The 12043-nt window shown below is 39.1% G+C and carries 13 protein-coding genes; 1 reads left to right on the top strand and 12 read right to left on the bottom strand.

What is annotated here, in order from left to right; translation table 11 throughout:
* Nucleotides 1–36 precede the first annotated feature (36 nt).
* From HWQ37_RS30605 to HWQ37_RS30580, 6 genes are all read right to left on the bottom strand, one after another.
* Entirely contained in the window at nucleotides 37–840 is an 804-nt protein-coding gene (locus HWQ37_RS30605) for a hypothetical protein (protein ID WP_292754287.1), read from the bottom strand.
* A 105-nt stretch (nucleotides 841–945) separates the two neighbouring features.
* Nucleotides 946–1230, bottom strand: a complete 285-nt coding sequence (locus HWQ37_RS30600) for a helix-turn-helix domain-containing protein (protein ID WP_190945738.1) — start codon at nucleotides 1228–1230, stop codon at nucleotides 946–948.
* Nucleotides 1223–1534, bottom strand: a complete 312-nt coding sequence (locus tag HWQ37_RS30595; protein ID WP_292754280.1) for a hypothetical protein — start codon at nucleotides 1532–1534, stop codon at nucleotides 1223–1225. Before HWQ37_RS30595 ends, HWQ37_RS30600 begins: the two co-directional genes overlap by 8 nt.
* 254 nt (nucleotides 1535–1788) lie before the next feature.
* On the bottom strand, nucleotides 1789–2085 hold the full coding sequence (locus HWQ37_RS30590) for a hypothetical protein (RefSeq protein ID WP_292754276.1): 297 nt from the start codon (nucleotides 2083–2085) through the stop codon (nucleotides 1789–1791).
* Between the two features lie 417 nt (nucleotides 2086–2502).
* Nucleotides 2503–3201, bottom strand: a complete 699-nt coding sequence (locus HWQ37_RS30585; RefSeq protein WP_292754274.1) for a M48 family metallopeptidase — start codon at nucleotides 3199–3201, stop codon at nucleotides 2503–2505.
* On the bottom strand, nucleotides 3198–6380 hold the full coding sequence (locus HWQ37_RS30580; RefSeq protein WP_292754272.1) for a type I restriction endonuclease subunit R: 3183 nt from the start codon (nucleotides 6378–6380) through the stop codon (nucleotides 3198–3200). Before HWQ37_RS30580 ends, HWQ37_RS30585 begins: the two co-directional genes overlap by 4 nt.
* Nucleotides 6381–6796: 416 nt before the next feature.
* On the opposite strand from HWQ37_RS30580, the gene HWQ37_RS30575 reads away from it, so the two are divergent.
* Nucleotides 6797–8317 carry a reverse transcriptase domain-containing protein gene (locus tag HWQ37_RS30575; RefSeq protein WP_292754270.1) on the top strand — a complete coding sequence of 507 codons (1521 nt, stop codon included), beginning with the start codon at nucleotides 6797–6799 and terminating at the stop codon, nucleotides 8315–8317.
* Here the strand turns inward: HWQ37_RS30575 and HWQ37_RS30570 are convergent.
* From HWQ37_RS30570 to HWQ37_RS30545, 6 genes are all read right to left on the bottom strand, one after another.
* Nucleotides 8295–8462, bottom strand: a complete 168-nt coding sequence (locus HWQ37_RS30570; protein WP_292754268.1) for a hypothetical protein — start codon at nucleotides 8460–8462, stop codon at nucleotides 8295–8297. The two genes, HWQ37_RS30575 and HWQ37_RS30570, sit on opposite strands and share 23 nt — an antisense overlap.
* Nucleotides 8431–8565, bottom strand: coding sequence for a hypothetical protein (locus HWQ37_RS30565; protein ID WP_292754265.1), 135 nt, complete (start codon nucleotides 8563–8565; stop codon nucleotides 8431–8433). Before HWQ37_RS30565 ends, HWQ37_RS30570 begins: the two co-directional genes overlap by 32 nt.
* Before the next feature lie 24 nt (nucleotides 8566–8589).
* Nucleotides 8590–8901, bottom strand: a complete 312-nt coding sequence (locus HWQ37_RS30560) for a macro domain-containing protein (protein WP_292754262.1) — start codon at nucleotides 8899–8901, stop codon at nucleotides 8590–8592.
* A 25-nt stretch (nucleotides 8902–8926) separates the two neighbouring features.
* Nucleotides 8927–10009, bottom strand: a complete 1083-nt coding sequence (locus HWQ37_RS30555; RefSeq protein ID WP_292754258.1) for a HigA family addiction module antitoxin — start codon at nucleotides 10007–10009, stop codon at nucleotides 8927–8929.
* A gap of 25 nt (nucleotides 10010–10034) precedes the next feature.
* Nucleotides 10035–10334: a type II toxin-antitoxin system RelE/ParE family toxin gene (locus HWQ37_RS30550; RefSeq protein WP_292754256.1), complete on the bottom strand. Its 300-nt coding sequence runs from the start codon at nucleotides 10332–10334 to the stop codon at nucleotides 10035–10037.
* A 335-nt stretch (nucleotides 10335–10669) separates the two neighbouring features.
* Entirely contained in the window at nucleotides 10670–11953 is a 1284-nt protein-coding gene (locus HWQ37_RS30545) for a restriction endonuclease subunit S (RefSeq protein ID WP_292754291.1), read from the bottom strand.
* Nucleotides 11954–12043: the final 90 nt, after the last annotated feature.

Below are 12043 nucleotides of genomic sequence, written 5' to 3'. Positions count from 1 at the left end.
GATAAAAAACAAAGGCAATAGTGGCTATGTTGCAATTTAAATGCCGATTAGCTTATCCCCAGTGTCTCCATCACGGCCAATATGCTCCACCTCTACTCCACTCAATTTTGACCAATTTCGCAGTTCGACAACGACTAATTCTTCAAAGTTGATGCCTTTTGCAGTTGTCTGCTCAAGTACTTGTTGTGTCACCTGTTGATCTCGAATTTCTCTGGTCAGTTTTTCCACTTGTTCGGTTAATGGTTTCACAGACTCAGAAACCACATCTTTAACTGCCGCAGCCAAAATACCATTTTCCTTAGTGACATTTATTAATGCTGCTTTAAATGTGCCTTGAATGGAATCAGAGCGTTTGGCATCTAATAACTGACGTAATGAATTCAGAAAGCGGCCAACAACAGAAGTTTCTTTGGCGGGGTCTATTTCCTGTGTAAGCAAAGTGCTGACGCTATTGAGTTTTTCAGTGAGGATGGTTGAAGTCAGATTAATTTGATTTTGTAGTGGAGCTAATAATTGGCCATTCTCTGTCCCTACTTGATTAATTAATTCCTGCTGGAAAGACTCTGCAATTACCTTAACTGTCTGCTGAAACTCCACCAACAAGGATTCCATCTGCTGCTTAATTAATTCGTTGCCATGACGAGTTTGAGCAGTTTGCAAGCAAAGAAATCCTAACTCAAAAGCATCCCGGCAAATATCCTCATATTCTGACTGAGGAAATTGTTGTAAGTAGCTGATGGCATTTTTAAGAGGGATTGCCAAGCGATGAATCAGGACATGGTTTTGTGTCAATTCAATACTGGAGGGCAAGTAATAAGAGTCATTGGTGGAGCGGTTCATGGAACAGTGGGTAGGCTGGTGACGATAAATTGCACCCTACTACCTATTTTTTATGTCAGTCAAGGTGATGAAGAAAGGTTTTGTCAATTTGCAAAAACTGAAGGATTAATTCGGGTGTTGAGGATTATGCCACTGTTCCAATAGAGGGTTAATTACTTCGGCATTGGCGAAAAGAAAATCAGCCACAGCCATAATTCTCTGGTAAGGTAATCCAGCTTCTCGGCGGCTGGCTTGTCCACCCAACCAGTGATAAGCCGTAGATTTAGAGATGGCGCAGATTTTTGCTAATTCTTCGTAACCCAATCCCCAACGATAGCTAAAGTCTTGGGGGGACATGAACATTTGGTTGTGCAGTTCTAACAACTGCTGATGTTGTTGCGCTTCAGACATGATTGCTCTGAAGCCTTTGCAATAATGAGTTATCCAGGGGTTCGATATCTTCCTCGAAAGCGAAGTCACAGCTACAGGTGTCACGAGAGGGGCTGCGCTCATCTAGAAGAACCAAGTAATGTAAGCCAGTGGAAATGCAAGTGGCTTGTTGGGTGTATATGACTCCAATGACACGACCAAAATCGCCATTGGGTACTTGAAACCATCGCACCCATTCACCGAGATGAAATCTCTGCTGGGGTAACTCATTAGGAACTATCTCTGGTAGTGCTACTGGCGGAATTTGGGGGAAGATATCAAGCATAAAAATCTACTTAGTTGCAGATTAACCAAGAACAGTAAAGATCAGGAATAATTCCGTTTTGTAAACAGAAAGTTTCCAGCACAGTGAACAATAGTTGCCGATGTCAAGGTTAAGACCTCACTGTTTTCCTTTGAATCACCAAACCAAATCCCCTCAACTTGGTTGCAAGTCAATACCGGAGTTGGTTGTTGTGCTTAATCATAGTTTACTCGCTTCTAATGGTAAAACTACCTGGATACACGAAAATTTATGATTTATTTGTGTTTCTTGTAGGGTGCTACTGCTGATACCTGTTCTAAAAGCTCTGTAATTGTCGGTTGAATTATCTCTAGTTTGATGGCTATAAGGTTAATAGTGTGAGCAACTTCAAGAATTTGTAGCACTGTATCTGGTCGTTTCTCAAATTGAGAACCCCAGTTTTTATCGATTGTTTGGTACGAGTAGACCCCAAAAGTTGCTTGTGTGAGCGATCGCACGCACGCGGCTCTATACCCTCTTTTTTCTGGCTTTGGGCTTTTAACGTACAAACGGCAGTATTCCAGTGGTTCCATTGACGGTTTCTTCTGATTACGTCAATTAATGATTTTGTCGCCTGTAGTACCATAAATAATACCCATTATAAATGGTAATTGTCTAAACTCATTTTCGTTAGCTATTTAGACCTGATACCCGCTTCTACAAGGCTTATTTTTCTGACGGAAAATCAATACAGCAGAAGCCCACGGCTTACCCCTCTAAGGTAACGCAAGAGTGCGTAGGCGAAGCCCGTCGCAGACATCGCCATAAATTACATTTACTTTCAGAATGTCCTAACTGCGGTGGAAGGTTTAAAATTCCAGCGTTGTGGATAGATGGACATTGCCAGAGGTGTTTTATGAGATTTACAGAGATGGAAAATTACCAAAAATTTGTAGAAGTTTGATACATTCTTTCAACTTTGTCTAAATGCGATCGCTCTTATAATTTTTCTAAAGGTTATAAATTGCCCCATTCTCAGCTAACCACCGCTTCCGCTCAAGATAATCTGGCACAATACGCTCCACCCTATGCCAAAATGCAGTGCTGTGATCCGGTTCAATTAGATGCACAAGTTCATGAACTGCCAAATACTCAATCATCGTTCGTGGTAGCATTGCTACTCGCCAGTGAAAATATAAATCCCCTTTGTGTCCGCAAGAACCCCAACGATTCCCTAGCTCACGTACTTGTACTGAACGAGGTGAAGTGGGAACTCGTTTAATCAGTGTGGCAATTTGTTGTTCTAGAATTGGCTGAAGGTGTTCCCGATACCACTGAATAAAGTATTCTCGACCTTGAACTTGTGCTGGGCGTTGTAGCTCAAAGCGGCTTTGATATAGTCTCAGAGATGGCTGTTGTTGAACTTGCTCTACTACTTTGAGGCGATAGCTACGTCCTAGATAATAAAAACCTTCACCTGATACGTATTCTTTAACGCTAGCTGGTGGATTAAATGACTCTTTTTTTAAGAGTTTACTGTAAATCCAGTAACGTTTCTCGCTGACAATTCTTTCTAATGTTTCTATTGGTACTTCTGGGGGAGAAGCTAAGACTAATTTACCGTCACGTTCGACGGTAATACCTACGGTGCGGCGTTTGGAACTGTGGCGAATTTCAAAACTCAGGTCGCCAAAGGTGATGCTTGTCATGCCATTAAATTATCACGATTTCTCCTAGCTAGTTGGACTAATTTATCCGCAACTTCTTCGAGTTGGTTGTAACTCACTAAATCACGATCGTCCAAGTAGCCGGCTATCCACCTTCTTAAATCCTCTTGGACTATTTGGCTACCCCAATTTACCCGTCGTACTTCTTGGCGGATATGTTCGACAATTTCCACAGTTGCTTGAGCAAGTTCGGGGAGTTGTTTTTGGGAATATTCACCTAAAATGTTCAGAAATGGCATTTGAGTTTTAGGATCTAATCCAGTCTCATCTGTAGTACGGCCTGTTTGGATTTGTTCTATATATTTCTGCAAAGCCTCAACTTTTGCTTCCCAGTTATCAGCTAAAGATTCCAGAATTTCTGTTAGTTTTTCACTTAAATTTTTGTAATAAACTGGGTCTTCTTCATAATTTACGCTGATATGGTGACGGGCAGCGAATTCCATTTCTGCGGCTTGTGCTTTAATCGAGCGATGGCGCTGGACATGGGTTTTAAAATCCAAAGACATTATATCAATCGGTGGCACTTTTGGGTCAATACCTTGCGATTCAATATATTGGTCTATTAATGCTCTAACTTTCTCTTTGGCGCTAACTATATTAAGTTTTTCATCTCTATAGAGGTCAGCAACAGCTTTTTTAATAAAGCCTAGTTTTTTGGCATCTCGAACAAAATTATAGGGCTGACGTGCTTCTGAACGCGGCAGTATTGTATCGAGAGTGTTGAGAAAGTCTTGGAAAAAGTCGTTAAATTCAACTCTCAGGCGTTCATCTATGAGCAAGTCTACACAAGCATCTACATCATCAATTGTGCAGCCATTTTTAGTAAATAGAGCAATAACTTGTCGGTGTTTTTCGCGCAATTTTGGTAATTCTGCACGGATATCAAACCAGGCAGATTCTGTATCAATATTTTCATAAACCGAGAGTGCAGCAGCGATATCAACGCCGTAATAATCGACCACTAACCCTTCTGTTTTTTTATCATCATACACTCGGTTAACACGAGCGATCGCTTGCAGCAATTCGTATTCTTTTAGCGACCTATCTAAATATAAAACTTGTTCTAACGGAGCATCAAAACCCGTTAGCAGCATATTTTTTACGATTAAAATCCCTAAACTATCTTGGTCTAAAGACTTTTTAAATTTCTCAATATTAATTTCCTGTTGACTTTTATCTGTCCACTTTTTCCAACTACCGTCATCTCCTTTATCGCCAGAGATGATAGCAGCAAATTCTAGTTTGCGTATGGTTTCAATATGTGCAAGTGCTTGAGCAAAAAAACGAGTTTCGGCATCAAGCGATTCTAAAGCCTCCATATCGAGACTTTGCAGAAGGGGTGCGCGGTGTTCTAGCTGCTGTACTATTTCCTGTTGCGCTTCCACAAATGCCTCTTGGTAACGGACGGCGGCGAGACGGGTAGAGGCGACTACTTGCGCCTTAAAGCCTCCTGCTAAAATGCGCTCAATATAATGACGCAGCATACTTTTAGCTTTGGCTTTAATTAATTCCCGTGCTTCGCCAACTTGAGTTTTAGTCGCGTATTTAGCTTTAATTTGCGCCCGTTCTTCTGGGGTTTTATCAGCAAAGATAATTTCAAAAAGTTTGTCGAGGTCATCACCTTGAGTTACAGTCCCTCTAGCTTCTAATCCTTCGTAGACAATGGGCAAAGTGACTTTATCTTCTTGGGATTGGCGGATATTGTATTCGTCGATAAATGAACCAAAAATTTGCAGGGTGGTTTTTTTCGCAGCTTTGACAATGGGTGTACCAGTAAAGCCAATACGGACACAGTTAGGTAAGGCTTCTAATAAATTGGTGTGGAGGGTTTTGGCATGAGAACGGTGTGCTTCGTCAATTAGCACTAAGATATTTTCGGAAGGATTGAGGTTTTTCGGAATCGGTTCAATTTCTGCTTCTTCATCAGAATCTTCGCCACCTTTAAATTTCTGAATCATTCCGAAGACTAAGCCAGCACCTGGTTGTTGCAAGTATTGTTCTAGCTTTTTGACGTTTTTAGCCTTTTGTAATGGTTCTCCGGTAAGGACGGCGGTATCTGCAAGTTGTTTTTCTAAGTCTCGGCGGTCGGTGACAACAACAATTTTAAAGCGGCGTAATTCTGAGATAGTGCGAATTTTCCGAATTAGGTAAACCATTGTCAGGCTTTTACCTGAACCTTGGGTATGCCAGATAATGCCACCGCGTTGGTCATCTGTGCCATGTTCGGCGCGGGTTTGATTGTGTTGAAGTTGGTGCAGTGCTTTATAAACTGCCCGATATTGCTGGTAACGCGGCACTATTTTGATAGTGCGTCCGCCACTGGTTTTAAATAGAGTGAAATTATGAAAGATGTCGATCAAATTAGCTGGTTTCAACATCCCGGCGATGAGGGTTTGGCGAGAATTTAATTCAGAAACGCCTAATTGGGCAGCAATTTCCGCTTGGGGGCTGGGAATCGTATCTTTCCAATCAACATAATGTTCATAATTTGCGCCGATGGTTCCGGCTGTTGCCCGTCCTCTAGAGGCTGCTATCATCAGCAAATTGTAGTGGAATAATTTTTCTGCGCCTTCTGGTTGACTGCTACCCCGTTGGTTGGAATATTTCAATAAGTCTTGAATTGCTTCAGTTATCGGGTTATCTAAATTGGGACTTTTACATTCAATCACTACTAGAGGAATGCCGTTGACAAGTAGTACCATGTCTGGGACGATAAATCCTCGATTACCTGTTGCCCAAGGCGGGTCTACTCTGTATTGATTGATGGCAAGAAAATCGTTGCGATCGCAATGTTCAGGGTCAAATTCAATAAAATGTACCGTATGCTGTTTACCGTCTTGTCCTAAAACAGTAGTTCCTTTGAGTAGCAATTCTGTAGCGGCTTGGTTGGCTTCCATTAATCTATTTGCACCCAGGCGTTCTAACTGACTTACTGCGGTTTGCACTTGAAGATCATCGAGCCAGGGATTACCGTTGTCATCCAGGTTGATGCGTTTGATAGCGGCTTTGAGGCGCTCTGTCAGTAGAACTTGCTTGAAGTTTTCTCGTTCGGTAACTTTGGCATTGTCCCAATCTCCTTCAATGTACTGCCAACCCATGCTGGTGAGTTGTTGAATGGTAGGCAGTTCTACATGAATATACTCAGGAGTTTGTTGGGGCATAAATTATTGTGACAAGCCTTTTGGAATAATTTTAATGAATACACTCTATCCCTTTTAAAGTGATAATACTTAATTTATATTTTTTTAGTATAGAAAGTTCTAGTTAGAAGCGATTGATTAATAACTGATGATATGCTGTCTAATAATGCGGGGTTAGGTCTTTGAACCTGCCGGGAGATGCCTAAAAGCATCTTGATCCCAAGGGGGCTGCTTTTCCAACTGTGATAAAATCTAGGTATGGAATAAACAATAAAGATCCACCTTGACTAGGAGTTTCTTTATACCTGTTAGAAATAATAGGTATTGGTTATACTCTACACCTTTGTAGAGAAGACAGGTTGAGGGAGTGTGTAGCGTTCTCTGTCCGCCTTAGCAGTAAGCACTTCCAAATAATTAAATCACTACAAAACAAAAATATGTCCAGATCCTTGGACGATTTACTCACTGAATACTTTCATCCGGAGAAGCTAAAGGCTGCGTTTAAAGCTTACGAACAACAAAAAACGGACTTCTTCAAGCAGGGTGAGCCAAAAGTTCAGATGGGGGTAGATGGTATTTCTTACCAAACCTTTAAAAAAGAACTTGATTTACGTTGTCAGCTTATATCAAATAGATTATTTAAAGGTACATATCAGTTTTATAGTTTTCGAGAAATAGAAAAAGACAAGCCATCTGGTGGAAAGCGAATTTTATCGATTGCTACTATACGCGATGTTATTGTCCAAAAGGTATTGTATGATGCTATTTATAAAGAAATAGAGAAAGATTTTAAAGCTACACCTAGACTAGATAAAGTATCTTTTGCATATAGAAAGGGAAAGTCTGCACCCTATGCAGCAAGCTTGATTCATTATTATATTAAACAAGGTTTTATATTTGCCTTAGATGCTGATATAGTAAAATTTTTCGATAAGCTATCTCACGAATACCTTTTTGAAATTATAGAGAGAAAGTTTGGTCAAGACACTATAGCTACTAAATTATTAAGACGGTTTATAAAAACTGGTGGACTTCCACATAAAAATCAACATGGCAAAACATACGGATACCGTTTTTTTCATCATCACAAGCCTATTGTAAATAATCAAAGAATTATAAGAACTGAGGGTATTCCTCAAGGCGGCGTACTTTCAGGAATGTTAGCAAATTTATATTTACATGAATTTGATTGTTGGGTTATCAATGATTTATCGAAAAAATATTCTCTGAGATACGTCCGTTATGCGGATGATTTTGTAATACTTTTAAAACAAAAAGAATTAATTTCTATAGTACATCAAGAAGTTGCTCAAAAATTAGAAGATATAAAGCTGCAATTACATACTGATGAAAGCAAAACTAAATATGTCGATATAGCTAAAGATTTTTTAGAGTTTGTTGGTTTTCAATTCACTCTTGAGCATATCAAAGTTAAACCAGGAAACATTCTAAGATTTCAGGAAAGAATTATAGAAAAGATTGATAAAGAGCTTTCTTATAAAACTGGTAAAAATTTCGAGCGTAGATTTAGATTTTTTATCAAATATGTGATTAATAGAAAAGTAACTGGGCGTGGTGAGAAAAAATGTGATGTATGCGGTGGTGTGCTAGGAGAAAGAGTAAAAAGTTGGATGGGCTTTTTTATGGTTATTACAGACATTCAACAAATACGCGAATTGGATAAATGGATTCGGAAAGAAGTCAGCAAACACTTTTATAAAAATTACAAACTTCGTCTGAAAAAATCAGACTTTAAAAATGCAGGATTAATTACTCTTGAGCAAGAGTATTACAGACTTCATAAACGAAAAAAGTGTTTATGTGAGAAACCTAATTGTTCTTTAAGTCAAATGAATGATAGTAAAGCCATACAGGACACAGGGGCAAGCCAAACTATATCATGGAATTTTATTGGTAACTTCCTTGAGATAATATTCAGGAAGTTGTTTGCCCTTTAATGTTGAGCCAGTTTTGCTCATGTAAACGCTGCCAAGCTTTGCGAATATGTTCAGGCTTAAATAGCTTACGCTTACGATCGCTCCATTCATGTACCAGGGCGATCGCCTGCTCACTATCTTGTGCTAGTTTGGGATAACGGCTCAAAAATAATTACCTGCACATCTGGTAGTTGGGCAAAGGCTGATTCTATCAGTGGCTTAACATCAGCCCAATTCAAGCCACCATTACCGCATCCTAAAGCTGGCATTGCAATTGATGTAATATCTAATCGCTATACTTGTTGCACCAAAGCCACCAGTCCACTTTTAATATCTTCTATCTTTGAATTATTTCTCCAATGGCGCTTTGTGGGGAAGTTGATAATATATTTGGGGTTTAATAAGCTACCTGTTGCTACGGTAAACATCCGCCCTGGCTGGACTTCATTAGCTTTACAAGCTTTCTCATAGTGGCGGAAGTTTTCAGGATAAGCTTGCTTGAATTGCAAGGCAATCCCTTTGCCCATGACACCAACACAATTAACAGTGTTAACTAGAGCTTCTGCTTTTTCTTCTAATAGGTTGCCTTGCTTAAATTCAAACATGATTATGTTAACCAACTATGTCAATCTAGTTATCAATCCAATTTTCCAACAGAGGGCTTACTTTCACGAGTAACGGTCTCAAGTTTTTATGGTCAACTAATTTGTCATGCTGTAAACGACCAAGAATTATCCCTGGATATCTGCGATGAGTGTAAGCAAATTCTTCAATTGCTTGACGAGAGAAGTATTTTTTAACCCCGGAAATAAAAACTTTAAAGGCTTGAGGTTCTATCAACCAGTTAGCAGCTTCTTTATCAGCTTCTTTCTCTTTGTCATTGTCTTCTAAAGCATCTAAGTTATCTAAATAAATCCCTTGATGTCCTAAAACAATATGTGCTAACTCATGCATAAGAGTAAACCAAAATGAGTCAATCCGGTCGTATCTCAATGTCAAAGCAATAATTGGTTTATCGTTCAAGTAATAAGCTGCACCATCGAGATAGGTTTTTTTTAGATGAGGGACGATTACAAAATGTACTCCTAAATCTGCTAGCAATTTAGGAATCCGCGCAATAGTTTCTACTTGTTCAGCACAAGCAAGAATTTCAGGGATAGCAGCTTCTAGTTGCTTTCGGTCAAATTTAGCAACTGTTTGTTGTTTAGCTCGATACTCAACTCGTTTTACCCAAGCTATGCGAGAGATTTCTTCTGGTTCTCTATGTTCGGAACAACGAAAGTTAACTGCTAATTGGGGTATTTCATTTAAAGACGAGATTCCGAGATAATTACAGACTTGCTGTTCTAATTCATCAATCGAATCTGTTGCTTGAATCCACCTATTTTTGATGAGTTCGGAGATGGGGGCTATTGTATACAATCGACTTTTACGAGCTATGTCTTGCTCATTTTTTTCTTTTCCCGCTAGATGAAGACGATATTTTGCCTCAAGGTTTGTCCAGAACTCAGGAGAAGTCCCCAAAGCTTGGGAGAGTTCGATAGCTGTTTCTGGTGTAATTTGCTTACTTCCCCGGATAATTTCGTTGATGGTTTGAACTGGACGACTCATAATTTCTGCTAAATCTTTCTGTGTCCAGCCACGCGCTTCTAATTCTCTACTTAAAATTTTTCCTGGTGTTGGTACTCTCGCTGGTGTTAGCTTCTGGCTCATATTGCTGTCTCCCCTGCTGCTCCGGTTAGTGGTAATCTTCGATATCGATTATTGTGAGGTAATGTCCCTGTTCATCCTCATCCACTGTCACGATTAGACGCCACTGGTCATTTAAACGTAAGGAACGTTGTCCTTGTTTTCCTCGTTTACCTTTGAGTTTCTCAAATCTCAACCCTTTTAGAGCATATAATTCTCGCTCATCGACAGCAGCATCAATAATCGCCATGACTTCAAAAAAGTCATCAACCACACCTGGGTATTTATGAGCATCTTTTTCTTCTGTATAAAGTGCTTCGAGTTTGTTTTTTTTAAAATAAAAACGCAAAGCTCCCCCCAAGGTAAATGCAGCGGATTCTGCATTATACTACGGTAAAATTCAGCTTTGGGGTGAATCACTGATATTTTAATTTTAAATCTTAATGTGATAAGAATTTTAAGCAGTTTGTAAAGATTGTCAGATTATCTTGAAAGTTAGTGCAAACCTAATACTGTCAAGGGTTTTGACATTTTATTCTAACCACATACCTTGCTTGAACATCATCATCTACTATTTTAGTACAAATATACTATAAAATAAAAGTAAGGGCAAATTATCCATACTAATGGCATAGGCATTAGGTCATATTGGTATTGAAGTTGCAAAAGCTTTTTACTGTTGGATTATTTAATTGTGCTAACTCTCACTTTTCCGGTTAATAAGTCCTGCATTAGTCCTTGTTTTTGGAGTTTGAGCTTGTTAAAGTAGGCTTCTTCTGTGCGGATGCGGATATTTTGCTGATTGACAATTTCGGCTATTTGAGATTGTTCGACTATTAACGGCAATGCAATATGACATGAGCGAACATCATACTGATTAATGCTAGCTTGAGCAATAGCACTTTTTGCTTGGCTTTGTAACTGTCTCTGCATAAAACACGTTAATAAAAGAATCGCATATGATGGCAGCAAGAATTCTAGTTTGAGACTTAAACGCATAATATTTGATTCAAAAACAGTAGGTTCGCTAAGACCTAAAACTATTGCGCTTTTTCCCAGGAAATTAATACTGTTAACACGATTAATCAAAATATCTTCGTTATTTAATGCATATCGACGTACTTCTGTTTCAGATAAGCGTAAACGACGAAAACTTTCTTGATTAACAAGCACTCCATCATAAAAACCATCAATGCGAACAATGGGTACACCGTCATTGCTATAGCTTGATTCAGGTTTATAAATGCCATTTTGAATACCTTGAGCAATCAAAGCACCAAACTCTGTAAATGTCCAACTTTTTGGAATTTGCCCCAGTGGTGAGTCTTTGAACTGTTCAGGATGCGCCAGTGGATCTCTCAATTGACCATCTTCATCTAATCCGCGTGTGAGCAAGTCTTGCAGTAGTCCGGCTTTGGTTTGTTTAAGTTTTGTAATTAGAGAGGATGTGCGGGCGATCGCTTCATCCACCGTATCCAAAATTTCAGCAATATTTTTTTGTTCTAAAAGGTTTTTAGGTAAAGCAATTAATACCTTACGAAGATTTGTTGGATTGATATTTACCTGCTGAACTCCTGGTGTTGCGTAGCGTCGTATTAATAGCTGAGTTGAAGGTAGATTAAGCCATATATTAAGATAATTTGGAATTAGTTTAGATTGATCTGGTATAAGCCGAACAAGATATGAAGCAAATGATACTTGTTCTATTTGCCCTCGCCAAATAGAAGTCCGTCCAACGTGTTCAATACTATTTGTTCGGTTGAAAAGTACATCTAATGGCTTAAGCAGTAAATTAGCAGCTTTAGAACTTGCCGATTTTTTTAAGTCACTTAATTCAACTTCTCCATCTTTAAGATTATTCATCCTTAAGACGGGGATACCAATCTCATCATCTAATGATATAGAGATACCATACTCGGCACGAGGTACTACTTCAGATAGCCTGAAAACTTCCCAATCCTTCGGAATGTTCCCTAAAGGCGAATCCTTAAACTCCTTATTCTGGTTCTTGCGTTACTTTTATGGAAAATTAATACTAAAGTGCCAGTTTAATAAACT

This window comes from Nostoc sp. NMS4 (genome assembly GCF_017115095.1).
Classification (GTDB): Bacteria; Cyanobacteriota; Cyanobacteriia; order Cyanobacteriales; family Nostocaceae; genus Nostoc.
Note: the sequence above shows the minus strand (reverse complement) of the source record. Positions and strands in the feature narration are given on the sequence as shown.